This window comes from Sphingomonas sanguinis (genome assembly GCF_019297835.1).
Taxonomy (GTDB): Bacteria; Pseudomonadota; Alphaproteobacteria; order Sphingomonadales; family Sphingomonadaceae; genus Sphingomonas; species Sphingomonas sanguinis_D.
Genome location: NZ_CP079203.1, coordinates 572,245 through 596,744, shown reverse-complemented (window position 1 = coordinate 596,744; position 24,500 = coordinate 572,245). Strand labels below are relative to the sequence as shown.

Here is a 24,500-nt window from a genome sequence, read left to right as displayed (position 1 = left end):
ACAAGGGCTCGACCATGGCCGACAAATCGGGTTCGCTCCAGGACCTGTTTCTGAATGCACTGCGCCGCTCCAAGGCGCCGGTTACCATGTTCCTCGTGAAGGGCGTGAAACTCCAGGGTATCGTCACCTGGTTCGACAATTTCTCGGTATTGCTGCGCCGCGACGGTCAGTCGCAGCTCATCTACAAGCATGCCATCTCCACCATCATGCCCTCGGGTCCGCTGGACGTTGCCGCGATCGTCGAGGGCGTGAACGAACAGCAGCGCAAGAACCCGCTTTTGCAGGAAATCTTTCTGAACGCGGTGCGCAAATCCGAAGACCCCGTCACCATGTTCCTGATCAACGGCGTCATGCTGCAGGGCCAGATTGCGGGCTTCGACCTGTTCTGCATGCTGCTTCAGCGTGAGGGCATGGCCCAGCTCGTCTACAAGCACGCCGTCTCGACCATTCAGCCCGCACGGCCGCTGAACCTGGCCGAAGAGCAGGCGGGATCGGCCGAGGATTGAGCACGGGTTTCGATCGCGATCGCGGTGAATTCACGCGCGGCGCACGCACGGTCATCGTCCTGCCCGACCAGGGCGATGCCGCGCGTGATGCCGAAGCTCGGCTCGAGGAAACCGCCGGGCTTGCCATGGCCATCGGCCTCGATGTGGTCGAGCGCGTCGCTCTGCGGGTTCGTGCGCCCAAGCCCGCCACGCTGATCGGCAGCGGTCAGGTCGAGCAGGTGGCCCAGCAGGTGCGGATGGAAGAGGCCCAACTGGTCGTCTTCGACGCCTCGCTGACCCCGGTGCAGCAGCGCAACCTCGAAACCGCGCTGGAAGCGAAAGTCATCGACCGGACCGGCCTGATCCTCGAAATCTTCGGCGAGCGTGCCGCGACGGCTGAGGGTCGGTTGCAGGTCGAGCTGGCCCATCTCGATTACCAGGCGGGCCGTCTGGTGCGCAGCTGGACCCATTTGGAGCGGCAGCGCGGCGGTTTCGGTTTTCTCGGCGGTCCGGGCGAAACCCAGATTGAGGCCGACCGCCGGATGATCCGCGACCGCATGGCGCGGTTGCGGCGGGAACTGGATCAGGTCAGCCGAACGCGCGGACTTCACCGCGAGCGCCGTCAGCGCGCACCGTGGCCCGTAATCGCGCTGGTGGGTTATACCAATGCCGGAAAGTCGACGCTATTCAATCGGTTGACCGGCGCTCATGTCATGGCGAAAGACCTTCTCTTCGCCACGCTTGATCCGACCCTGCGTCAGATTTCCCTGCCCGGTATCGACAAGGCGATCCTGTCGGATACCGTGGGGTTCGTTTCCGACCTGCCGACGCAGCTGGTCGCGGCGTTCAAGGCGACCCTCGAAGAGGTGGTATCCGCCGATCTGCTGATTCACGTGCGTGATATCGCTCACCCGGACACCGAGGCTCAGCGTGCCGATGTCGAAGCGGTGCTGACCGAGATCGGCGTCGACCCTGAAACCCCGCGGTTCGAGGCATGGAACAAGATCGACCTGACCGAGGGCGATGCGCGTGAAGACGTGCTGGTCGAGGCTGCACGCCGCCCCAACATCGTCGCGGTGTCGGCGATGACGGGGGAGGGCATTGACGACCTGATCGAACAGGTCGCGGCCGCGCTGACCTCGGGCCACCGGCGTTACCGGGTTACGCTGGACGCGGGAGACGGGGCGGGGGCCGCTTGGCTCCATGCTCACGGCGAAGTGCTGGACCAAGTCATCGAAGGCGAGCAGGCGGTCTATGACGTCCGCCTGGCCGAGTCCGATTATGAGCGATTTACCCGTCGCGACGTTTGACGGCCTGCCAAAGGGCTTCCTTGGCTTCCAGTTCGAGCGTGGGGAAGGCGTCGCCGGCCTCCGCTTCCATCGCGCGGAAGCGGCGCTCGAACTTGCCATTGGCATAACGGAGCGCCGCTTCCGCATCGACGCCGCAATGACGCGCCCAGTTGACGACAGAGAATAGCAGATCGCCGAATTCCTCCGCCAGCGTCTCCGGCGGGGCTTCGGTGATCTCCTGAATCTCCTCGTCGACCTTTGCGCGCGATCCCGCCACATCGGGCCAGTCGAAGCCGACCCGGGCGGCACGCTTCTGGAGCTTTTCCGCTCGCATCAGGGCCGGAAGGCCCAGGGCCACACCGTCCAGCGTACCGCTGGCGGCTTTAGCCTGGCGTTCCTCGGCCTTGATCTGTTCCCACAGATGATGTCCTCCTTCGACCCGGTCGCCGAAGATATGCGGATGACGTCGCTCCATCTTGTCGCTGATCGCGGCGACGACATCGGGAAAGGCGAAGTGACCGTGATCCTCGGCAATCTGAGCGTGGAAGACCACTTGCAGGAGTAGATCGCCGAGTTCGTCCTTGAGGTCCGCCATGTCGCCACGCGCGATGGCGTCCGCGACCTCATGTGCTTCCTCAATGGTATAGGGGGCAATGCTTTCGAAGCTCTGCGCCACGTCCCATTCGCATCCAGTCTGCGGGTCGCGCAGGCGCTTCATGATGGTCAACAGGCGATCCATCGCGTCGCTCCTTCAAATCTGATAATATGTATTATGTAAAAAAACATCAAGGTGCTGCGTTGAGTATCAGTACACCCTGCTCCACACGCCATGATCGCAAACGGTTCAGAACGTTCATGCCGATGATGTCTTGCGACCCGAAGCTCGGAGACACGTCCGCGCCGACATTCGTCAGATGGATTGCGCCGATGGACAGTTCGGCGATGGTGGTATGCGACGCCGTGACGCGGCCATTGGCGGTTTCTATCAAGCTGCCGAACGGGCTTTCGTTCAGATCGAGTTTTGCCGCCTCCGCGGTCGCCTCCGATATGGCGGTCGTCGTTGCGCCGCTGTCGATGAGCATGCGCCGCTGCACCCCATTGATGCGGACATTGGCATAGAAATGCCCATCCTCGGCCATCGGTATCCGAATGACTCCGTCGGATACCGCAGCGCGTGGCCTTAAGTTTGCCAAGCGGTCCCGCTGGGCGATCACCAAGAAAGCGGCACTGAAAATACCGACCCAGATCAACGCCATCCTTAGTGTTTGTCCCATCGGAATGCGGCGGGCCATCAATGCGCTGAGCGGCAGCAAAAGGATGAGACCATAATAGACGATGTCCATGGCCCGCTCCGTGCTCACGGGATCAGTTCCATGCCATCATAGGCGGGCTCGACGCCCTCGGGCAGCTCGCCGCACAACGCCTCATAATCCATCGACTGGTCCATATGGATCAGCACGCTATGGCGCGGCTTGAGCCTGTCGATCCAGTGCAGGACCGAAGGCAGATCGGCATGGGCCGGATGCGGATGCCGGCGGAGCGCATCGACGACCCACAGGTCGAGGCCGGAATAAAGCTCGGCCATATCCGGCGTAAGATCATGGAAATCGGTAGCATAGCCGATGCTCTTGCCATTGCATTCAAAGCGCAGACCGGCCGACAGGATGCGGCCATGCGGCTGGTCGACTGTCCGAACACGGATCGGCCCGATGGTGATTTCATCTTCGATCAGAGTCATTGTTGCGGTGGGCGGATAGCCGGTCTTGCCGCGAAAGACATAGCCGAAACGCCCTTCCAGCGATGCGGCGGTGGTCGGCCGAGCATAGCCCGACACCGGCTCGCCCAGTGCATGGAATATCTGTCGGATATCGTCGATGCCGTGGCAGTGATCGGCATGGTCGTGAGTCCAGATCACCGCATCGACCGTGCCGACCCCGGCGGCGAGCAATTGCTCGCGCATGTCGGGGCCGGTGTCGATCAGGATACGGGTGCCGTGATGCTCGATCAGGGCGGAACAGCGCATTCGCCGGTTGCGCGGTTCGGTAGGGTCGCAAGCGCCCCAGTCATTGCCGATCCGGGGAACACCGGAGGATGTGCCGCAACCAAGAATGCGGATTTTCACGCGCGGGTCTTTGCGAACAGCCGGTGGAAGTTTTCGGCGGTGGCCTGGGTCAGTTGCTCGACCGTCTCGCCACGCAGATCGGCGAGGAACTTGGCGGTGTCGGCGACGAAGGACGGTTCCCCCGTCTTCCCCCTGTGCGGAACAGGCGCGAGGAACGGCGCGTCGGTTTCCACTAGCAGCCGATCGAGCGGCAGGCGTGCAGCCGTCTCCTGCAAGTCCTTCGCGCTCTTGAAGGTCACGATACCCGAAATGGATATATAAAAGCCTAACGTCAAGGCCTTATCGGCAAAATCTCCACTCGCCGTGAAGCAGTGGATGACGCCGGGATAGGCCCCCTTCCCCATTTCATCGGCGAGGATCGCTGCGGTATCCTCTTCGGCGTCGCGGGTGTGCACGATGAGCGGCAGGCCCGTTTCGCGGCAGGCGGCTATGTGCGCGCGGAAGCTCGCCTGCTGGCGCGCGCGGTCGCTATGGTCGTAATAATAGTCGAGGCCACTCTCGCCGATGCCGACAACGCGAGGATGGCGCGCCCGCTCGACCAGCTTGGCCGTGTCGATATGGGGGTGCGCGTCCGCCTCATGCGGGTGGATGCCGACCGTCGCCCAGACATCGGGCTCGCGCTCGGCGGTGGCGATCACCGCATCCCACTCGCTCTCGCGAGTCGAGATGTTGAGCATCGCGGTCACGCCCCGATCCCGTGCGCGGGTCAGGATCGCCGCCTGATCCTCGACAAGCCCCTTATAGTTCAGGTGGCAATGGCTGTCGGCCAGCATCAGGCGTCGGCCTCTGCCGGGATTTCCAGACGCGGGAACGCCGGAGTCGGGGCGGCCAGCGGAACGCCGTTACCAGCGCGGCGCGCATACCATCTGTCATCGTCGATGGCGGCGTGATCGCGTTCCTCTGCTCCCAGCGTGTCGAGGACCAGCCCGGCCCCACGCGGCGTCACCGGCAGGATCGCGATCGCCAGCATACGGATGGCGCGGACCAGCGCGCCGAGCACGGCGTGCATCCGCTCTGGATCGGTCTTGCGCAGCGACCAGGGCGCCTGCACGTCGATATACTGGTTGCAGGCATAGACGCCGCGCATCCAAGTCTCGATCCCCTGGCTGAGCATCAGATCGTCGAACGCGGTCTTCAGCCCGGCACAGGCGACGACCACTTCTTCCAGCAGCACGGCATCCGCCGGATCGCTACGTCCCGCCTCGGGCAGTTCGCCGCCCAGATTCTTGGCGATGAAGGACAGGGTCCGCTGTGCGAGATTGCCGAAGCTGTTGGCCAGCTCGGCATTCACACGGGTCACGATCGCTTCGGCCGAGTAGGAACCGTCCTGGCCGAAGCTGACCTCGCGCAGGAAGAAATAGCGCAACGCATCGACGCCGAAGGCATCGGCCAGCCCCATCGGATCGACGACATTGCCAACCGACTTGGACATCTTCTCGCCCCGATGGAGCAGGAAGCCATGGCCAAACACCGACCGAGGTAGAGGCAGGTCGGCGGACATCAGGAAGGCGGGCCAATAGACGGTGTGGAACCGCACGATGTCCTTGCCGATCAGGTGCAGATTGGCAGGCCAGAAGCGCGCCAGATCGTTGTCCTTGTTCGGGTAGCCGGTGCCGGTCAGATAATTGGTCAGCGCATCGACCCAGACATACATCACATGGCCGGGGCTGTCGGGCACGGGCACGCCCCAGTCGAAGCTGGTCCGCGACACTGACAGGTCGGACAGACCGCCCTCGACGAAGCGCATCACCTCGTTGCGGCGGCTTTCCGGGCGGATGAAATCGGGATTGTCGCGGTACAGATCGAGCAAGGGCTGCTGATATTTGGACAAGCGGAAGAACCAGGTCTCCTCGGCGGTCCACTCGACTGGCGTGCCCTGCGGCGACAGCTTGGCGCCGTCTTCAGCGACCGTCAGTTCGCTCTCATCATAAAAGGCTTCGTCGCGGACCGAGTACCAGCCCTCGTAGCGGTCAAGGTACAGGTCGCCCTTGGCCTGCATCGCCTTCCAGATGGCTTGACTGGCGGCATAGTGATCGGCGTCGACGGTGCGGATGAAACGGTCGTAGGAAATATCAAGACGGTCGGCCATCACATGGAAATGGCTGGACATTTCATCCGCGAAGTCGCGCGTCGAGATGCCGCGTGCGCGCGCCGCCTGGGCCATTTTAAGGCCATGCTCGTCGGTGCCGGTCTGAAACAGGACATCGCGGCCCGCCTGACGCTGGAACCGGGCAATGACGTCGGCCGCCACCATCTCATAGGCATGGCCGATATGCGGGCGGCCATTGGGATAGTGGATGGCGGTGGTGATATAGAATGGATCGGCCATGGCCGGTCCCTAGAACATCCCCAGGCGGAGGTGAAGCCCGGCGTGAAGCCTCAGCGCAGCGACCAGGCGAGCCACAGCCAGCCGCCAATCAGGAGCGTACCACCGATCGGGGTGATCGCCCCAAACCAGCGCGGGGCGCCGAAGGCCATGGCGTAGAGCGTCCCGGCAAAGATCGCCGCGCCGATGACGAAGGTCCATGCGACCCCCCTCGCCTCCATACGCAACGCGACGAGCGCGGCGACGGCATGGATCAGCTGATATTGTCCACCGGTGCGCAGCCATTCGACGGCCACGCCTTCGGCCCGGTGTGCGCCGAAGGCTCCGGCTGCGATCGCAATCGCTCCCGAGAGTGCCGCCAGGATTGCCACCAGTCCCATGGGTCAGCCGTTCCTTTCGTCTTGCGTGATGATCCGGTCGCTCGCCGCCCGCAGGTCGCCCGCGGCCGCCTGTGCCGCCAGCCGTTCCTTGTCGCGGGCGCGATACATGGTTTCCACCCGGTCGATCTCGGCATGGTCGATTTTCAGGCTGCCCAATGCCAGGCGGGCCATCTTCACAGCCGACTCGAGCACTTCGCGCACGACATAGGACGCCGGTCCACCTTTCAGCCGAAGGACCGCGCGTCGGTCATAGGCGCGAACGAAGATCGAGGCGTCGGGGAAAGCCGCATGGACGCTTTCCAGCAGCTCCAACGTGATCTGATCGTCATCCAAGCAGAAGAGGATCAGTTCCGCTTCCGCCGCGCCGGCCTGGCGCAGCAGGTCCAGTCGGGTGCCGTCGCCATAATAGACCTTCGCTCCGAAGGATGCGGCGATGTCGATCATCTCTATATCGCGGTCGATCAGGGTCACGGGTACGTCGCTGGCGATCAGCATCTGCGCGACGGTCTGGCCGAAGCGACCATAGCCGACGATCAGCGCATTGGCCCCGTCGGTCACCGGCCCTTCGCGCTGGCCGCCGCGCGTGATGACCGGTTCCTCGCGGATACGGCGGGTTGCGCCCATCAGGAACGGCGTCGTCGCCATCGACAGGGTTATTATCGCCCCGAACAGGCTCGCGGCCTCGGGCGCGATCAGATAGCCTTGCTGAGCCTGGGCGAACAGCACGAAGCCGAACTCGCCGCCCTGGCTCATCAGCAGGCCGAGCGCGAGGGCCGAGCGCCATTTCATCTTGAAGGCCAGCCCGATCAGCGTGATGACCAAAGTCTTGGTGGCGATCAACGCCATCGCCATGATCGCGACGAAGACCGGCCGCTCGGCGATGGCGGGCAGGTCGAGCATCATGCCGACCGCCAGGAAGAAAAGGCCGAGCAGGATCGAGCGGAAAGGCTCGACATCCGCTTCCAGCTCGTGCCGATACGGACTGTCGGCCAGCATGACGCCCGCGATAAAGGCGCCCAGCGCCGTCGACAGGCCGAGCAACTCCATCACCGCCGCGCTGGCGACCACGGTGAACAGCCCGGCAAAGACGAACATCTCCCGCTCGCCCATATTGCCGATCAGGCGGAACAGGGGCCGGAGCAGGAAGCGCCCCGCCAGGATCAGGCCGATGATCGCGCCGACCGTCTCCAGCGCCAGGATCCATCCCGGCGGCCCGGTATGATCGGCCGGGTTACGCGACATGGCCGCGACGATGGTGATGAGCGGGACGATCGACAGGTCCTGGAACAGCAGGATCGAAAAGGCCCGCTCGCCGAAGGGCGTGCGCATCCGCCCCGACGACTGTAGCATCGGCAGCACCTGCGCGGTCGAGGACAGTGCGAGCGGCAGGCCGAGCGCCAGAGCCGCTTCCGGCGAGAAATGCGCGAGGATGACGATGCCGGTGATCGCGAGACCGCAAATCGCGACCTGAAGAAGCCCCAGGCCGAAAATCTCATGCTTCATCCGCCACAGCCGGGCGGGGTTCAGTTCCAGGCCGACGATGAAGAGGAGGAGCGTGATGCCGATCTCGGCGATGCCCAGCTTGGACTCGGCATCCCCGACCAGCCCCAGGACGTGCGGCCCCACGACCGCCCCCGCGACCAGATAACCCAGCGTTGCACCGAGGCCGAGTCGGCGAAAAATCAGGACGAAGGCCAGCCCGAAACCGAACAGGATCGCGCCGTCGCGCAGCAGGGAAACCTCGCCGTGCATCAGACCTTCGCTCCGGCCGCCGCATCCTCGGCCGCCTGCGCCGCCGCCTCGAACGCCAGCCGGATCGAGGGGTGGCGGGCGGTATAGGACAGCGCCGGGCTGAAGATGTCTAGGCCGGGCCATGCGGGGGCATCCCCCTGCCCCGACGCCAGCCACGCGGTGAGTTCGTCGCGCGCAGCGGCCAATTCGACTGCGCTGCGCCCAACGACATGCGCCGACAGCAGCGCCGCCGACGCCTGCCCCAGGGCACAGGCACGGACCAGCATTCCGACCTCAGCCACCCGGCCCGTTTCGTCGAGATTGACGTCCACCGTCACCCGGCTGCCGCAAATGGGCGAGCGGCGCTCGACGCTGGCCATGGGATCGGTCAGGCGCTGATCGTGCGGGATCGCCGTGGTCAGGCGCAAAATCTCTGCATTATAGAGGGGCGCATTCATCACGGGGTCTCGCTGCTATTGGTCGGGCTGGAGGCGGTGGCGGGCGTGGTCGCGCCGAAGACGGGCAGGCCCCGGCGACGGCGATCGACAAAATCGGCGATCCCGGCGCTGGTTGCATTCAGCAGCTTGTAGGTGCGGCTCTTGACCATCCATTCGGGCCGCCGGGCGGGGCCGCCGCTGACCGTATCGACCATCAGGGCGACGACCAGGAAGACGAGGCTGGCGAGGATCAGGCCCTTGAGCGCACCGAAGCCGAAGCCCAGGGCACGGTCGACTGGACCCAGGATGGAGGTGCGTGTCCGCGAACCGATGGCCCGCGCGATCATGCGCCCGCCCAGATAGGTCACGCCGACGATCAGCGCGAAGGCCAGCACGGCCGCGCCCGATACGGTGCCGACCACACCGGTCAGCGCCTGCGCCAAGGTGATATGGAACATCTTCAGCGCAGCGACGATCGCGACCCAGGCGAACAGCGCCAGCACTTCGGTGACGAAGCCCCGCATGAACCCCTGTATCGCCGCGCCGAACACCGCGATCAGGACAAGAATATCTAGGGCCGTCAACGCCTGTTATCCCATATCTCAACCAGCCCATGAGCCACGATCATCGGGGCATGGCGCCATCAGGCCCCTTCGCTACCCGCGCCCCAGCATATGGTCAACGAACTCGGCCAGGGTGCGAAAGCCGGTCATGCGCAGGCCGCCTTCGTCATTGGCCATGGCGCGCGGCACGATTGCCTTTTCGAAACCGAGCTTGCCCGCCTCCTTCAATCGCAGCGGGCCATGCGCGACGGAGCGGATTTCGCCCGACAGCGCGATTTCGCCGAAGACGATGGCGTCGGTCGGCACCGGCCGTTCGGACAGCGCCGAGATCAGCGCCGCCGCCACCGCCAGATCGGCGGCCGGGTCCTGCACCCGGTAGCCGCCCGCGATGTTGAGATAGACCTCGGCCGACGAGAAACTCAGCCCGCACCGCGCCTCCAGCACCGCCAGGATCATCGCCAGGCGTCCGGTATCCCAGCCGACAACCGCGCGTCGTGGCGTGGCCCCCGAAGCCAGCCGCACGGTCAGCGCCTGGATCTCGACCAGCACCGGCCGGGTGCCCTCCAGCGCGGGGAAGACGGTGGCGCCCGTGATCCCTTCCTCGCGATTGGTCAGGAACAACGAGGAAGGATTGCCGACCTCGGTCAGCCCCTCGGTCTGCATGGCGAAGACGCCGATCTCATCGGTGCCGCCGAAGCGGTTCTTGATCGCGCGGAGGATGCGATACTGGTGACTGCGCTCGCCCTCGAAAGCGAGGACGGTGTCGACCATATGTTCCAGCACGCGCGGGCCCGCGATCGAACCGTCCTTGGTGACATGGCCGACCAGCACGACGGCGGTGCCGCGTTCCTTGGCGAAGCGGATCAGTTCCTGTCCCGACGCGCGGACCTGGCTGACGGTGCCCGGGGCACCTTCGATCAGGTCGGAGTGCATGGTCTGGATCGAGTCGATGATAAGCAGCGCGGGCGGCGTTCCGATCGACAGGGTGGTCAGGATGTCGCGAACCGAGGTCGCCGCCGCCAGCCGTACGGGGGCCTGCCCCAGTCCCAGTCGCCGTGCGCGCAGTCGGACCTGATCGGCGGCTTCTTCGCCCGAGACATAGGCGACCGGCTTGCCCGCCATCGCCAGCTTCGCCGCCGCCTGAAGCAGCAGGGTCGACTTGCCGATCCCCGGATCACCGCCGATCAGCGTGGCCGAACCCTCGACGAAACCGCCACCCAGCGCGCGGTCGAGTTCGGCGATGCCGGTCGCCATCCGGTCGGGCAGCGGGATATCGGCATCCAGCCCGACCAGTTGGATCGCCCGTCCCCCGCCTTGCAGGTTATGCTTGGCGGCAAAGGGCGTCAGCTGGACGGGCGCTTCCTCCAGCATGGTGTTCCATTCGGAGCAGTCGGGGCATTGCCCCTGCCAGCGGGAGGACACCGAACCGCAGGATTGGCAGACATAGCGCTTCTGGATCTTGGCCATGCCGATGCTCTAGCCGGAGTGGAACGAAAATGGAACGGATTTGATCGGGCGGCGGGAGTGGTCTTTGGAGGCCCACACGGCTATGGGGCGAACTCCATGATCCCAGAACAATTTCGTGTCGCGCTGTTCAGCGGCAACTATAATTATACGCGCGACGGCGCGAACCAGAGCCTGAACCTGCTGGTCGGCCATCTGCTGGCGCGGGGCGTTGCCGTGCGGGTCTATTCGCCGACCTCCTCCACGCCTGCCTTTCCGCCGGTCGGGGATCTGGTCGATGTTCCCGCCATTCCGATGCCGTTCCGCGCCGATTACAAACTGGCGCGCGGGCTTCCGGCCAAGGTGCGGGCCGATCTGGAGGCGTTTGCGCCCAACATCGTCCATGTCTCGGCACCCGAATTTCTGGGTCACGCCGCCGTGCGCTGGGCACGGGAAAAGGGCGTAGCGTCGATCGCCTCTGTCCATACGAGGTTCGAGACCTATCCGGCCTATTACCACCTAGGTTTCCTGGAGCCGGCGATCATCAAGCTGCTGACCCGCTTCTACAACAAGTTCGACCGGATCGTCGCGCCGAGCCCCAGCATGATCGAGCTGCTGCGCGGATGGGGTGTGACGCCGCCGATGGGCATCTGGTCGCGCGGGATCGACCATGACCGTTTCCGCCCCTCGCGCCGCAGCGTGGAATGGCGACGTTCGCTGGGCATCGCCGACCATGAGGTTGCGATCGGTTTCCTGGGGCGTCTGGTCAAGGAAAAGGGCCTCGACGTCTTCGCCGAGGCGCTGGTGGAGCTTCGGCGGCGCGGCGTGGCGCACAAGGCGCTGGTCGTCGGCAAGGGACCGGCACAGGACTGGTTCGCCAAGGCGACACCCGATGCCATCTTCGCGGGCTATCAGACCGGCGACGATCTGGGCCGTGCGGTTGCGTCGATGGACATCTTCTTCAACCCCAGCGTGACCGAGACGTTCGGCAACGTCACGACCGAGGCGATGGCGGCGGGCGTGCCGGTCGTGGCCGCCAACGCCACCGGCGCGATGGACCTGGTGGCGGATGGAGAGACCGGCTATCTGGTCGGAGCGCGCGATATCGCCGGATATGCCGATGCGCTGGAGCGGATCGCCACCGACCCATCCTTGCGCCACCGGTTCAGCGAAGCGGGACAGGCCCGCGTCGCCGATTACCGGTGGGACAAGGTCAACGACGCAGTGCTCGACGCCTATCGGGCGCTGTTCGCTTAGCCGTCGCGCCAGTCGAAGGTCAGCGGCGCTTCGCGAAAGGCGAAGCGGTCGAGATGGCTGGAGACGACCTCCCGCATCCGCGCCACATCGCCATCCTCCGGCACGGTCAGGATGATGTCGAGCGTCTCGCTGGAGGCGCGCATCTCCAGCCTCGATCCGTTGGGGAACGCGATCGTGCCTTCCTCTGCGGTGAAGGACACCTCCATCTTGTGGCTCCAGTGCTTGGCAAGCTGCTGGAGATAGCGGCTGGCCGACAGGGTCGGCACGCGGGCAACGGAAATGCTCATTTCAGGCGCTCCACTTTCTGCGCGAGTTCGTCGATCATCTCGGCGACCTGATGCACCATGTCCTGCGGGGCATCGCCGCTCGCAAAGCGTTCCATCACTGCCATCTTCAGGCCACCCATGGCGCGCCGGATCGGGGCCGCATCGACCCGCTGGCGGTGTTCGCCCAGCGCGCGCAGCCGTGCCAGCAAAGCCTCGACCTGCTCGGCATTGTGAGCCAAATGGGTGCGACCGGTATCGGTCGCGGCGAAGCGCTTCTTGGCCCCCTCCGAACGTTGCTCCTCGATGAAGCCCATTTCATCGAGCAGCGTGATCGTCGGATAGATCACGCCCGGACTGGGGGCATAGGCACCGCCAGTCATCGCCTCGATCTCGCGGATCAGGTCATAGCCGTGGCGCGGTTCGTCGGCGATTAGCTTCAGAAGGACCAGACGCAGTTCGCTGCCGTCGAACATCCGACCCCTGCGCCCGCCGCCCGGCCCGCGCCGTCCGCCTCGTGGTCCTTCAAAGTCCCATTGGACCTCTAACGGCCCAAAGCTCCACCGGCCATGCCGCTGCCCATGATCGTGACCATGGTCGTGGAAATGTCGCATCTTGCTACTCCAAATTCGTTCTTGATGCGGTCAAGATATATCGTGAATACCGGCCGTCAAGACTGACAAAGATATATCTTTGTTGCAGAAGGTGACGGATGACGCTGGCGCCCCTACATGACCGTCATGGCCGATCTTTTTGCGGGTATGGACCCCGCCCCTGCCCAGCCTTCCCTCTCGGCCGACGCGCCGCTGGCCGATCGTCTGCGCCCGATGAAGCTGGCCGAGGTTGTAGGACAGGATCACCTGACCGGGCCGGAGGGAGCGATCGGGCGGATGGTCGCGGCCGGGCGATTGTCCTCGATGATCCTGTGGGGGCCGCCCGGCACCGGCAAGACGACCATCGCGCGCCTGCTCGCCGCCGAGGTGGGGTTGCGCTATGCTGCGATCTCGGCGGTGTTCTCGGGTGTCGCCGACCTGAAGAAGGTCTTCGCCGAGGCGCGCGACCATGCCCGGCTGGGTCAGCGGACCCTGTTGTTCGTGGACGAGATCCACCGCTTCAACCGCGCCCAGCAGGACGGCTTCCTGCCCTTTGTCGAGGACGGCACGGTGACGCTGGTCGGTGCGACGACCGAGAACCCTTCCTTCGAACTCAACGCCGCTTTGCTAAGCCGCGCGCAGGTGCTGATCCTACACCGGCTGGGCCAGCCCGCGTTGGAGCAATTGCTGGAGCGCGCGGAGGTGCTGATGGAGCGTCCCCTGCCCCTGCACGCCCCCGCCCGTGATGCACTGCTGGCGAGTGCGGACGGTGACGGGCGGTTCCTGCTCAATCAGGCGGAGACGCTGTTCGCCGTCGACCTGCCCGAACCGCTCGACGCCGCTGGGCTGTCGGCGTTCCTGCAACGCCGGGTCGCGGTCTATGACAAGGATCGCGAGGGGCATTACAATCTGATTTCGGCGCTGCATAAGTCGATCCGTGGATCGGACCCGCAGGCCGCGGTCTATTATCTTGCGCGGATGCTGACGGCGGGTGAGGAGCCGCTTTACGTGCTGCGCCGCCTGACCCGGACCGCGATTGAGGATATCGGCCTGGCAGACCCCCAGGCGCTGACGCAGTGCCTTGCGGCCAAGGATGCCTATGAGTTTCTCGGCTCGCCTGAAGGGGAGTTGGCGATCGTGCAGGCGTGCCTGTATCTCGCAACCGCGCCCAAGTCGAACGCGGCCTATAAGGCGCAGAAGCAGGCGTGGCGCACCGCGAAGGAAACCGGATCGCTGATGCCGCCCGCCAACATCCTGAATGCGCCGACGAAGCTGATGAAACAGATCGGTTATGGGGCGGGCTATCAGTACGACCATGACGCCGATGGCGGGTTTTCGGGCGCGAATTACTGGCCGGACGAGCTGCCGCCGCAGAGCTTCTACGAGCCGTCCGGGCGCGGGCTGGAGAAACGGATCGCCGAGCGCATGGCCTGGTGGGACGAGCGCCGCCGCGCCTTGCAGGACGGCAATGATGACCGTCGCGGCTGATCGGTTCTGCGGGTTCGTCGCGATCGACTGGTCCGGCGCGCATGGTACGGCCCACCCCGGCATCCAGGTCGCGCTTTGCTCGACAGGCAACTCCGCCCCCAGGATCGTCGCGCCGCCGGGCAGGGCTTGGTCGCGCGAGGGCGTTGCCGAGTGGCTGCTGGCACGGGCCGACGAGCCGCTGCTGATCGGCTTCGACTTCAGCTTTTCGGCGCCTTTCGTCGCACGGGGCGCGCATTTGCCCGGCGATCCGCCGACCGCCGATGCGCGAGCGCTCTGGGCCTATGTCGATGACAGCAGCGACGATCCCGATCTTGGCGCGCGTAGCTTTCTGGAAGCGCGGCGCGGCAGGCATTTCTATTTCGGGGCGGCGGACGGGCGGAAGGCGGATTTCCTGCACTGGCGGACTTGCGAGATCGCGACTGATGGCGGGAGAAAGCCGTCGACCGTTTATGACGCCATTGGCGCGTCGCAGGTGGCCAAGGCAAGCTTTGCCGGGATGCGCCTGCTCCGGCGTCTGGACGGGCGCATGGCCATCTGGCCGTTCGACCCATCACCACCCTCCGGCGCGCTGGTCGTCGAAATCTACACATCGATTGCCGCCCGGGACGCCGGACGACCGCGCGGACGAAGCAAGATGCGAAGCGCCGAGGCGCTCGACGATGCCCTGACCGCCTTGGGAAGCCAGCCGCACGATCCGCTCAACCGCTATGACGACCACACCACCGACGCGATCCTGACGGCAGCGTGGCTTCGGGCGAGCGTGACGCGTGACGATCTTTGGCATCCGGCGTGCCTCACGCACCACGTCGCGCAAACGGAGGGCTGGACCTTCGGCGTGTCTTGACGCTAGGGGGATCGGCAACGCCGGATTAGCACAGCGGTAGTGCAGCGGTTTTGTAAACCGAAGGTCGGGGGTTCGATCCCCTCATCCGGCACCATTTCCCTCCGTTCGAAATTGGCACCAAAAGCCCGGCACTGCGTTACAGTGGCGGAATGATCAAGGTCGCCAGCTACAATATCCGAAAAGGGATCGGCGCGGACCGGAGGCGCAATCCCGATCGTATCCTGGACGTACTGCGCGAGGTCGATGCCGATGTCATCGCCCTTCAGGAGGCGGATCGTCGCTTCGGCGAACGCGAAGGCGTGATCCCGCTTCACCTGCTCGACGACCACAGCGATTGGAAGCCCATCGTCTATGGCATGAAGGCCCGTTCGATGGGCTGGCACGGCAACACGATCCTGGTGCGCAAGAGCACGCAGGTTCTGGACTTCGAGGCGATCCACCTGCCCTCGCTAGAGCCGCGCGGGGCGGTGATGGCCGATCTGCGGACAAAGGCCGGGGTGATCCGCGTCGTGGGCATGCATCTTGACCTGTCGGGCCTGTGGCGGCGGCGGCAGGCGGCAGCGATTCTTGCGCATCTTTCCAGCTGCGTACACCGGCACCCGACCGTCATGATGGGCGACCTGAACGAATGGACCCGCGCGGCAGGGTGCCTGAAGGACTTTTGCCGCGATTTCGCCGTGGCGGAGACGGGGCCGAGCTTCCACGCAAGACGGCCGATCGGGCGGCTTGACCGGATCATGGTGTCGCCGGAGTTGAAGATCGGGGCCTGCGGTGTGCATGCGACGCCGATGTCGCGGCGAGCCTCCGACCATTTGCCCATATGGGCGACGATCGGTCCGCGCTGATGCGTGAAAAGGAGCTGCGGCTGGCGCTGGTCTGTTATGGCGGGATCAGTCTGGCCGTCTACATGCACGGGATCACCAAGGAAATTTGGCGGGTTGTACGCGCCAGCCGCGCCTCGCATGAGGGCGATCCCCCAGCCTCAGCGGTGGATGCGGTCTATCACGATCTGCTCGACGAGATGGCGGAGCGCGGGGGCGTCCGGGTCCGCATCCTGGCCGACATCATCGCGGGTGCCAGTGCCGGCGGGATCAACGGAATTTTTCTCGGCCACGCCATGTCGACCGGCCAGTCGCTCGACCCGCTGACCGACCTCTGGCTGGAGGCGGCGGATATCGAATCGCTGATCGCCCCCGAAGCCGCGCCAACCTCGCGCTTTTCCAAGATGTGGGCGCTGCCGATCGCCTGGATGGCGGCGGGGCGAAGCGGCGAGAAGGTCGAGGCGCTGGACGAAGACACACGCGATGAGGTCCGTTTCAAGCTCGGCCATTTGATCCGATCACGCTGGTTCGAGCCGCCCTTTTCCGCTGACGATTTCACCGGGCGGTTGCTGGAGGCGTTCGACCGCATGGCGCAGGCCCCGGCGGGCAAGAGGCTGCTGCCGCCCGGCCAGCCCCTCGACCTGTTCGTCACCGTGACCGACTTTACCGGCCAGCCCCAGCGACTGCGGCTTCATTCCCCGAGCGAGGTGGTGGAGACCGAGCATCGCATGGTCGTCGACTTCACCGACAGCGGCGGCGGCACGCTGGCGGCGATCCCCGAACTGGTCTTCGCGGCGCGGGCGACGTCGAGCTTCCCCGGTGCCTTCCCGCCCTTCACCGTGGCCGAACTCGACCGGGTGCTGGCGGCGCGCGAACAGGACTGGCCCGAGCGGGACGACTTCCTGCGCCGCGTGCTGCCCCGCCATCATGCGGCGGGCGCGGCGGACAAGGCGGTGCTGATCGACGGATCGGTGCTGGTAAATGCGCCCTTCCGCCCCGCCATCGACGCCCTTGGCCGCCGCCCGGCGCGGCGTCAGGTCGATCGCCGCTTTGTCTATATCGATCCGTTTCCGGGGATGCATTTCCGCCTTCCCGGCGGCGGCGGCCATCCCGGCTTCTTCCAGACGATCATCGGCGCCATCAGCGAGTTGCCCCGCCAGCAGCCGATCCGCGACAATCTGGAGGCGATCGCCGCCCGCTCGGGCCGGATCGACCGGATGCAGGCGATCCTTGCCGCGATCCGCGAGGAGGTGGAGCAGGAGATCGAGCAGCTGTTTGGCGGCACCTTCTTCCTCGACCGCCCGACCGCTGCGCGCCTTGCCTCATGGCGGGTTCGCGCGCAGGCGGCCGCCGCCGCGAAGGCCGGGTTCAGCTATGCCGCTTATGGCCATCTGAAGCTGGCCAACGTCATCGACGGCATGACGACGATCCTGGCCGAGGCGATGGGCGATGACGGCCAGCCACGACGCCGCCACCTGCGCGCGATGATCGAGCGGACCATCGCCAGCCGCCATGTCGGCGGCGAGGCGATCAACTTCGCTGGCGGATCGAGCAACGGCGCCCGCACCTTCCTTCGCGCGTTCGACCTCGGCTATCGCATCCGGCGGCTTCGACTGCTCGCCCGGCGGCTGACCGAGCTGGAGGCGGAGCATAGCGAGGCGGAACTGGCCCCTGTGCGCGACGCCATCTACGAATCGCTGGCCGAGTTTCTGGAGCGGCAGAGTGGCACGTCGCTGACCGAATGGGCTGAGGATATCCGCGCCATTCGCGATGATGGTGGCCCCATACTTGATCGACTGGAGGCGCGGCTCGATCTGATCCGGCTGGACGGCGAAACCGATGCGCGGCTGGCCGCCGCCTTTGCGGGCCTTCCCCGCACGGCGCGGCGGACGTTGCTACTCACCTATCTGGGTTTTCCGTATTTCGACGTGGCGACACTGCCGCTGCTTCAGGGCGAGGGGCTGGACGAGTTCGACCCGATCAAGGTCGACCGTATCTCGCCCGACGACGCCACCGCCATTCGCGCCGGGGGCGCGGAAGCGACGTTGAAGGGCATCCAGTTCCTGACCTTCGGCGCGTTCTTCAGCCGCAGTTACCGCGAGAACGACTATCTCTGGGGGCGCCTACACGGGGCGGAGCGGATGATCGACATCGCCGTCTCCACCCTTCCCTCGACCATCCGGCTGAAACCGGGCGCGGTGGCGGCCTTCAAGCGCCGGGCTTTCCTCGCCATTCTGGACGAGGAAGAAGAGCGGCTGACCGCCATCGCGCCGCTGATCGCCTCGCTTCGCCGGGAGATCGGCTGAAGGCTGGTCATGCCCGGTCAACGCCGCTAGACCGCATCGCCGAACCGGTGATGCGGAGAAACCCATGCAGTTCCTGAAAATGCTATTCTGGTGCCTGCTGGCCTTTCTGGCCGCAGCCTTCACGCTGGGGAACTGGACGACCGTACCGATCCGGCTGGTCGGCGGGCTGGTCGCGGACGTGAACCTGCCGCTGCTGCTCTTCCTGACCTTCCTGCTGGGCCTGGTACCCACGCTGATCTGGCAACATGCCGCGCGCTGGAAGCTGCGCCAGCGGTTGAGCGCGGCCGAGCGTTCGCTGGCCGCCGTGTCGGCCGAAACCAGTGCCTATGTCGCCCCGGTCGCCCCTGTCACCACCACCCAGCCGACGGTCTGATCCCTTCATGAGCAATCGCATCTACGTCGCCATCGACACGCCCGATCTGGCCCGCGCCCAGACGCTGGCGCAAAAGGTCCGCCATCATGTCGGCGGCTTGAAGCTGGGTCTGGAATTCTTCTGCGCGCACGGCGCGACCGGCGTGCGTGAGATGGCGCATATCGGCCTGCCCATCTTCCTCGATCTGAAGCTGCACGATATTCCCAATACGGTGGCCAAGGCGGTCCAGTCGCTGGGCCCCCTCGCCCCCGCCATCCTGACCGTCCATGCCAGCGGCGGCCGCGCCATGCTGGAGGATGCGAAGGCCGCCGCGCCGATCGGGACCAAGGTGGTCGCCGTCACCATGCTGACCAGCCTCGACGCCAGCGATCTGTCAGACACCGGCGTCACCGGTTCCCCGGCCGACCATGTCCGCCGCCTTGCCGATCTGGCGGCCGAAGCAGGCGTCGACGGCATCGTCTGCTCGGGCGAGGAGGTCGCGGCGGTCAAGAAGGCGTGGCCCAAGGGCTTTTTCGTCGTCCCCGGAGTGCGCCCGGCGGATGGTGTGATCGGCGACCAGAAGCGTGTCGTGACCCCACGCGCGGCGATGGATGCAGGCGCTTCGATCCTGGTGATCGGCCGCCCGATCACCCAGGCCGAGGACCCGGATGCCGCCGCACGCGCGATCGCGGCCACGCTCTAAGCACGTTTTTCGAACCCTCCCATTCGGGAAACGATCATGCCGACTACTGCCAAGATTTGCGGACTGACGACGCCTGCCACGCTCGACGCCGCCCTGGGTGGTGGCGCCAGTCATGTCGGGTTCGTCTTCTTTCCCGCCTCCCCCCGCCACCTGACCTTCGATGCTGCGGCAGGGCTGGCGGGGCGGGTGCCCGATCATGTCCAGCGGGTCGGCGTCTTCGTCGATCCCGACGACCAGCTGCTGGAAGCCGCGGTGCGCGCCGGAATGCTGGATGCGATACAGCTCCACCGCACCGCTCCCGCCCGCGTCGCCGCGATCCGTTCGAAGTTCGACCGCGAGGTCTGGGCGGCGGTCGCGATCAAGCAGCGCGGGGATGTCGAGAAGGCGCGCGACTATGCGGGTGCGGCCAGTCTGATCCTCTATGACGCCAAGACGCCCGACGACGCGTCCCTGCCCGGCGGCATGGGCCTGCGCTTCGACTGGAGCCTGCTCGACGGGGTTCGCCATCCGCTGCGCTGGGCTTTGTCGGGTGGTCTGGATGCCGGTAATGTGGCCGAGGCGATCCGCCGGACGGGCGCGCCACTGGTCGATATATCGTCGGGTGTCGAAAGCGCGCCGGGCGTCAAGGATATGGACAAGATCGCGACGTTCCTTAAAGCCGTTGCGACAAATCAGTGACAGGATCGTTTGCAGGGGTCGCCCCGGCAACGCTCAAGGACAAGATGATGAACGCCCCCAACTCCTTCCGCGCCCAGCCCGACGAGCGTGGCCATTTCGGTGACTATGGCGGCCGCTATGTCGCCGAGACGCTGATGCCGCTGATCCTCGACCTGGAGCGCGAATATCGCGCATCGCAGGTCGATCCGGCCTTCAAGGCCGAGTTCGACAGCCTGATGACGCATTATGTCGGCCGTCCCAGCCCGATGTATTATGCCGAGCGCATGACCGAGTTGCTCCGCGAGCAGGCGCCCGACGAAAAGGGGCCGAAGGTCTATTTCAAGCGCGAAGAGCTGAACCACACCGGCGCGCACAAGATCAACAATTGCATCGGCCAGATCCTGCTCGCCAAGCGGATGGGCAAGACACGCATCATCGCCGAAACCGGCGCGGGCCAGCATGGGGTCGCGACCGCGACCGTGGCGGCGCGCTTCGGCCTGCCCTGCACCATCTTCATGGGCGCGCGCGATATCGAGCGTCAGGCGCCCAACGTCTTTCGCATGAAGCTGCTCGGCGCGGAGGTGCAGTCGGTCACGTCAGGCGCGCAGACGCTGAAGGATGCGATGAACGAGGCGCTGCGTCACTGGGTCGCCAATGTCCACGACACCTTCTACATCATCGGCACGGCGGCAGGCCCGCATCCCTACCCGGAGATGGTTCGCGACTTCCAGTCGGTGATCGGCAGCGAATCGCGCGCCCAGATGCTGGAGGCCGAAGGGCGCCTGCCCGATCTGCTGGTCGCCTCGGTCGGCGGCGGATCGAACGCGATCGGCATGTTCCACCCGTTCCTCGACGATCCCGAGGTCAAGATGCTGGGCATCGAAGCGGCGGGCCATGGCCTGTCGACGACGCAGCACGCCGCCAGCCTGACCGGCGGCAAGCCCGGTATCCTGCACGGCAACAAGACCTATCTGCTGCAGGATGAAGACGGCCAGATCGCCGAGGCGCATTCGATCTCGGCGGGGCTCGACTATCCGGGCATCGGGCCGGAGCATAGCTGGCTGAACGATACCGGTCGTGTCGTCTATGAGGGCATCACCGACACCGAGGCGCTTGAGGCGTTCCAGCTGTGCTGCAAGATCGAGGGGATCATTCCCGCGCTGGAGAGCAGCCATGCGTTGGCGGGGCTCATCAAGCGCGCCCCGACCATGGACCGCGACCAGATCGCGCTCGTCAATATCTCGGGCCGCGGTGACAAGGACATCTTCACCGTCGCCGACGCGATGGGAGTGAAGATGTGAGCCGGATCGCCGACACCTTCGCAGCCTGCGCCGATGCGGGCCGGGCCGCGCTCGTCACCTTCGTGACGGCGGGTGATCCGACGCCGGGCGACACGGCCGCGATCCTGGACGCGCTGGTCGAGGGCGGCGCGGACGTGGTCGAACTGGGGATGCCCTTCACCGATCCGATGGCCGATGGTCCCGCGATCCAGAAGGCCAATATCCGCAGTCTGGGTGCGGGCACCCGCACCGCCGACGTGCTGGCGATCGCCAAGGCGTTCCGCGAACGCCATCCGTCTGTGCCGCTCGTCCTCATGGGCTATGCCAATCCGATGACCGTGCGCGGCCCGGAATGGTTCGCCGATGCTGCGGCCGAGGCGGGGGTCGACGGCGTGATCTGCGTCGACGTGCCCGCCGAGGAAGACGATGCGCTGGGCGTCGCACTGCGAGGCAAGGGCGTCGCCTCCATCCGGCTCGCCACCCCGACCAGCGACGCCGCGCGCCTGCCGACCATTTTGACGGGGGCCGACGGTTTCCTCTATTATGTCTCGGTCGCGGGCATCACCGGGCAGCAACAGGCCGCGCAAGCCTCGATCGAGGATGCGGTTGCGCGGCTGAAACGGGCGACCCATTTGCCGGTCGCGGTCGGCTTCGGCGTGCGTACGCCGGAACAGGCGGCGGCGATCGGTCGCGTGGCGGACGGCGTCGTCGTCGGCTCGGCGATCGTCGACCTGGTGGGCGAACATGGAGCCTCCGCCCCCGCCCCGGTCCGCGCCTATATTCAAACCCTGTCGTCGGCACTGGCCGATGCGCGCAAGGAACTCGCATGAGCTGGCTCAACAGCGTCCGCAACGTCATCCCCTTCGTCGTCAAGAAGGAGACGCCCGACCATCTCTGGCACAAGTGCAAGGGATGCGGGCAGATGGTCTTCACCAAGGAACTGGAAGACAATCTGAACGTCTGCCCGAAATGCGATCATCACGATCGCATCGGGCCCAAGGCGCGTTTTCGGCACCTGCTCGACGAAGGCAGCTGCAATGAGCTGCCCGCGCCCAAGGTGCCCGAGGACCCGCTGAAGTTCCGTGACTCCAAGCGCTACGCCGATCGCCTGAAGGCCGCGCGGACCAGCGCCGCCGAAACCGACGCGCTGGTCAATGCACGCGGCACCATTCTGGGCCACAAGGTCGTGGTCGGCGTGCAGGATTTCGCCTTCATGGGCGGATCGATGGGTCTGGCGGTCGGCGAGGCGTTCGTGCGCGGCGTCGAGGCGGCCATCGCGGACAACTGCCCCTATGTCATCTTCACCGCCTCGGGTGGTGCGCGTATGCAGGAAGGTATTCTCAGCCTGATGCAGATGCCGCGTACGACGGTCGCGATCCAGATGCTGCACGATGCGGGCCTCCCCTATATCGTCGTGCTGACCGACCCGACTTCGGGCGGCGTGATGGCGGCCTATGCGATGCTGGGCGACGTGCAGATCGCCGAGCCGAAGGCGACGCTCGCCTTTACCGGTCGCCGCGTGATCGAGAGCACGATCCGCGAAAAGCTGCCCGACGATTTCCAGACGTCGGAATATTATCTGGACCATGGGATGCTCGACATGGTCGTCCATCGCCGCGATCTGCGCGAGCGCCTGGCGACCGTGATCGGCTATCTGACCGGATCGCGTCAGGCCGCCTGAGGCGTCGCCTTTTCCGACCAATCGCATTAGAGGGGCGGGCCGAGAGGTCCGCCTCTTCTCATATCCGCTTTCCAAGAGACCGGCCGATGCCCGATCATGCCCGTTCCGACCATCCGGCCGTCCAGGCGCAGCTCGATCGGCTGTGGGGCCTGTCACCCGGCGCGGATATATTGGGGCTGGAGCGGATCACGACCCTGCTCGCACGGCTGGGCGATCCGCAGCATCATCTGCCGCCGGTCTTCCACGTCGCGGGGACGAACGGCAAAGGCTCGACCTGCGCCTTTCTTCGCGCCGCGATCGAGGCGTCGGGGCAGAGCGTCCATGTCTATTCCAGCCCACACCTTGTCCGCTTCAACGAGCGCATCCGGCTGAACGGTCGGTTGATCGAGGACGATGCGCTGGCAGCGGTGCTCGACGAGGTGCTGGGCCATGCCGAGGGGATCGGCGCGAGCTTTTTCGAGGTGACGACGGCGGCGGCGTTCCTGTCCTTCGCGCGCAACCCGGCTTCGGCTGCGATCATCGAGGTGGGGCTGGGCGGACGGCTCGATGCGACAAACATCCTGCCCCCGCCCGCCGTCTGCGGTATCGCCGCGCTGGGTATCGACCATGAGGCGTTTCTTGGGCGCCAGCTGACCGGCATCGCGCGCGAGAAGGCGGGAATCGCCAAGCGAGGCACCCCACTCGTTACCATGGACTATGCCCGGCCCTTGCGCGACGCGATCGCGAAAGTTGCATCAGCCGCGGGCGCGCCGGTCTTTGCGCGGGGACAGGCATGGTCGAGCGCCTCCACCCGGACCGGCGTGTCCTATCAAGATCGCCAGGGGTCGATCACCCTGGCCCGGCCGAACCTGCCCGGTAGCCACCAGTCGCGCAATCTGACGTTGGCCGTGGCTATGCTGCGACACCAACAGGCCATAGCCGTGCCGGATGAGTCCCTGCGGCAGGCGGCGACCAACGCACAATGGCCTGCGCGGATGCAGCGGCTCGGCCGGGGGCCTCTAACTGCGACCCTACCCGCTACGACCCGCTGCTGGCTCGACGGCGCGCATAATCCTTCGGCTGCGACGCCGGTCGCACGGGCGATGACGGGCTGGCGTTCCGAGGGGCCAACCGCGCTTGTGCTGGGGATGCTGGCGAACAAGGAGGCGGGGCCGGTTCTGGAGAAGCTGGGTGGTATGGTCGATCTGATCGTCACCGTGCCGGTTCCCGATCACGCCAGCCACGCACCCGGAAGACTTGCCGAAGAGGCCCAGGCGCTTGGCCTGAAGGCGGTCTCGGCGAGCGATCCCGCACGGGCGCTTTGCATGATTGCCGAGCGTCTTCAAAGCCCGGCGCACGTCCTGATTGCGGGGTCGCTCTACCTCGCCGGGCAGGTTCTGGCCGCGAATGACGAGGCGCCGCAATGACGCGACGAGCGGATTGCCATAACCGCCTTATTTGCGATTGACTATCAATAGCGACCGTTTAGCATGGGGTCCG

General features: G+C 65.7%; 26 protein-coding genes and 1 tRNA gene. 15 read left to right on the top strand and 12 right to left on the bottom strand.

The genetic code is table 11. The features are described from left to right. Window positions 1-14 precede the first annotated feature (14 nt). Both hfq and hflX read left to right on the top strand, forming a co-directional pair. Window positions 15-506: an RNA chaperone Hfq gene (hfq, locus tag KV697_RS02520; protein ID WP_257575561.1), complete on the top strand. Its 492-nt coding sequence runs from the start codon at window positions 15-17 to the stop codon at window positions 504-506. Next, window positions 503-1,795 carry a GTPase HflX gene (gene hflX, locus KV697_RS02515; RefSeq protein WP_219019970.1) on the top strand — a complete coding sequence of 431 codons (1,293 nt, stop codon included), beginning with the start codon at window positions 503-505 and terminating at the stop codon, window positions 1,793-1,795. Before hfq ends, hflX begins: the two co-directional genes overlap by 4 nt. Here the strand turns inward: hflX and mazG are convergent. The 10 genes from mazG to radA form a co-directional block, all read right to left on the bottom strand. After that, a complete protein-coding gene (mazG, locus tag KV697_RS02510) occupies window positions 1,776-2,513 on the bottom strand; it encodes a nucleoside triphosphate pyrophosphohydrolase (protein ID WP_219019969.1) in 738 nt (245 codons plus the stop codon). The two genes, hflX and mazG, sit on opposite strands and share 20 nt — an antisense overlap. Window positions 2,514-2,559: 46 nt before the next feature. Next, window positions 2,560-3,117, bottom strand: a complete 558-nt coding sequence (locus KV697_RS02505; RefSeq protein WP_219019968.1) for a retropepsin-like aspartic protease family protein — start codon at window positions 3,115-3,117, stop codon at window positions 2,560-2,562. A 14-nt stretch (window positions 3,118-3,131) separates the two neighbouring features. Continuing rightward, window positions 3,132-3,896 carry an MBL fold metallo-hydrolase gene (locus KV697_RS02500; protein ID WP_219019967.1) on the bottom strand — a complete coding sequence of 255 codons (765 nt, stop codon included), beginning with the start codon at window positions 3,894-3,896 and terminating at the stop codon, window positions 3,132-3,134. Next, the gene (locus KV697_RS02495; RefSeq protein WP_219019966.1) at window positions 3,893-4,669 is read right to left on the bottom strand and encodes a TatD family hydrolase; all 777 of its coding nucleotides are present in this window, start codon (window positions 4,667-4,669) and stop codon (window positions 3,893-3,895) included. Before KV697_RS02495 ends, KV697_RS02500 begins: the two co-directional genes overlap by 4 nt. Further along, window positions 4,669-6,225, bottom strand: coding sequence for a methionine--tRNA ligase (metG, locus tag KV697_RS02490; protein ID WP_219019965.1), 1,557 nt, complete (start codon window positions 6,223-6,225; stop codon window positions 4,669-4,671). The genes KV697_RS02495 and metG overlap by 1 nt, the downstream gene beginning before the upstream one ends. A 50-nt stretch (window positions 6,226-6,275) precedes the next feature. Continuing rightward, complete coding sequence (locus KV697_RS02485; protein ID WP_056434897.1) at window positions 6,276-6,602, bottom strand: DUF423 domain-containing protein; 327 nt, start codon at window positions 6,600-6,602, stop codon at window positions 6,276-6,278. Window positions 6,603-6,605: 3 nt separating this feature from the next. Further along, window positions 6,606-8,354, bottom strand: a complete 1,749-nt coding sequence (locus KV697_RS02480) for a cation:proton antiporter domain-containing protein (protein ID WP_219019964.1) — start codon at window positions 8,352-8,354, stop codon at window positions 6,606-6,608. After that, window positions 8,354-8,791: an iron-sulfur cluster assembly scaffold protein gene (locus tag KV697_RS02475; RefSeq protein WP_219021196.1), complete on the bottom strand. Its 438-nt coding sequence runs from the start codon at window positions 8,789-8,791 to the stop codon at window positions 8,354-8,356. The genes KV697_RS02480 and KV697_RS02475 overlap by 1 nt, the downstream gene beginning before the upstream one ends. Then, window positions 8,791-9,294 carry a CvpA family protein gene (locus KV697_RS02470; RefSeq protein WP_257575819.1) on the bottom strand — a complete coding sequence of 168 codons (504 nt, stop codon included), beginning with the start codon at window positions 9,292-9,294 and terminating at the stop codon, window positions 8,791-8,793. Before KV697_RS02470 ends, KV697_RS02475 begins: the two co-directional genes overlap by 1 nt. Before the next feature lie 132 nt (window positions 9,295-9,426). Continuing rightward, window positions 9,427-10,800: a DNA repair protein RadA gene (radA, locus tag KV697_RS02465; RefSeq protein WP_056434901.1), complete on the bottom strand. Its 1,374-nt coding sequence runs from the start codon at window positions 10,798-10,800 to the stop codon at window positions 9,427-9,429. A 96-nt stretch (window positions 10,801-10,896) separates the two neighbouring features. Between radA and KV697_RS02460 the strand changes: the two genes are divergently transcribed. Next, window positions 10,897-12,033 (top strand): glycosyltransferase family 4 protein, encoded by a 1,137-nt coding sequence (locus KV697_RS02460; protein WP_219019962.1) that lies wholly within the window; start codon window positions 10,897-10,899, stop codon window positions 12,031-12,033. Here KV697_RS02460 and KV697_RS02455 read toward each other — a convergent pair. Both KV697_RS02455 and KV697_RS02450 read right to left on the bottom strand, forming a co-directional pair. Further along, window positions 12,030-12,320 (bottom strand): DUF2218 domain-containing protein, encoded by a 291-nt coding sequence (locus KV697_RS02455; protein WP_219019961.1) that lies wholly within the window; start codon window positions 12,318-12,320, stop codon window positions 12,030-12,032. The two genes, KV697_RS02460 and KV697_RS02455, sit on opposite strands and share 4 nt — an antisense overlap. Further along, window positions 12,317-12,772 (bottom strand): PadR family transcriptional regulator, encoded by a 456-nt coding sequence (locus KV697_RS02450; RefSeq protein ID WP_306822674.1) that lies wholly within the window; start codon window positions 12,770-12,772, stop codon window positions 12,317-12,319. The genes KV697_RS02455 and KV697_RS02450 overlap by 4 nt, the downstream gene beginning before the upstream one ends. 264 nt (window positions 12,773-13,036) lie before the next feature. Here KV697_RS02450 and KV697_RS02445 point away from each other — a divergent pair, with 264 nt between their 5' ends. From KV697_RS02445 to KV697_RS02390, 12 genes are all read left to right on the top strand, one after another. After that, a complete protein-coding gene (locus KV697_RS02445) occupies window positions 13,037-14,377 on the top strand; it encodes a replication-associated recombination protein A (RefSeq protein ID WP_219021195.1) in 1,341 nt (446 codons plus the stop codon). After that, on the top strand, window positions 14,358-15,221 hold the full coding sequence (locus tag KV697_RS02440) for a hypothetical protein (RefSeq protein WP_219019959.1): 864 nt from the start codon (window positions 14,358-14,360) through the stop codon (window positions 15,219-15,221). The genes KV697_RS02445 and KV697_RS02440 overlap by 20 nt, the downstream gene beginning before the upstream one ends. 19 nt (window positions 15,222-15,240) lie before the next feature. After that, window positions 15,241-15,315: transfer RNA gene (locus tag KV697_RS02435), tRNA-Thr, on the top strand. A gap of 55 nt (window positions 15,316-15,370) precedes the next feature. Next, on the top strand, window positions 15,371-16,066 hold the full coding sequence (locus KV697_RS02430; protein ID WP_219019958.1) for an endonuclease/exonuclease/phosphatase family protein: 696 nt from the start codon (window positions 15,371-15,373) through the stop codon (window positions 16,064-16,066). Beyond that, window positions 16,066-18,348 carry a patatin-like protein gene (locus KV697_RS02425; protein WP_219021194.1) on the top strand — a complete coding sequence of 761 codons (2,283 nt, stop codon included), beginning with the start codon at window positions 16,066-16,068 and terminating at the stop codon, window positions 18,346-18,348. The genes KV697_RS02430 and KV697_RS02425 overlap by 1 nt, the downstream gene beginning before the upstream one ends. 64 nt (window positions 18,349-18,412) lie before the next feature. Continuing rightward, entirely contained in the window at window positions 18,413-18,721 is a 309-nt protein-coding gene (locus tag KV697_RS02420; protein ID WP_219019957.1) for a DUF1049 domain-containing protein, read from the top strand. A 7-nt stretch (window positions 18,722-18,728) separates the two neighbouring features. Next, a complete protein-coding gene (pyrF, locus tag KV697_RS02415) occupies window positions 18,729-19,403 on the top strand; it encodes an orotidine-5'-phosphate decarboxylase (protein ID WP_219019956.1) in 675 nt (224 codons plus the stop codon). A 36-nt stretch (window positions 19,404-19,439) separates the two neighbouring features. Next, complete coding sequence (locus KV697_RS02410; RefSeq protein WP_219019955.1) at window positions 19,440-20,081, top strand: phosphoribosylanthranilate isomerase; 642 nt, start codon at window positions 19,440-19,442, stop codon at window positions 20,079-20,081. A gap of 47 nt (window positions 20,082-20,128) precedes the next feature. Further along, a complete protein-coding gene (gene trpB / locus KV697_RS02405) occupies window positions 20,129-21,361 on the top strand; it encodes a tryptophan synthase subunit beta (RefSeq protein ID WP_219019954.1) in 1,233 nt (410 codons plus the stop codon). Beyond that, the gene (gene trpA, locus KV697_RS02400; RefSeq protein WP_219019953.1) at window positions 21,358-22,170 is read left to right on the top strand and encodes a tryptophan synthase subunit alpha; all 813 of its coding nucleotides are present in this window, start codon (window positions 21,358-21,360) and stop codon (window positions 22,168-22,170) included. The genes trpB and trpA overlap by 4 nt, the downstream gene beginning before the upstream one ends. Then, on the top strand, window positions 22,167-23,021 hold the full coding sequence (accD, locus tag KV697_RS02395; RefSeq protein WP_219019952.1) for an acetyl-CoA carboxylase, carboxyltransferase subunit beta: 855 nt from the start codon (window positions 22,167-22,169) through the stop codon (window positions 23,019-23,021). The genes trpA and accD overlap by 4 nt, the downstream gene beginning before the upstream one ends. A gap of 86 nt (window positions 23,022-23,107) precedes the next feature. Then, window positions 23,108-24,427, top strand: coding sequence for a bifunctional folylpolyglutamate synthase/dihydrofolate synthase (locus KV697_RS02390; RefSeq protein ID WP_219019951.1), 1,320 nt, complete (start codon window positions 23,108-23,110; stop codon window positions 24,425-24,427). Window positions 24,428-24,500: the final 73 nt, after the last annotated feature.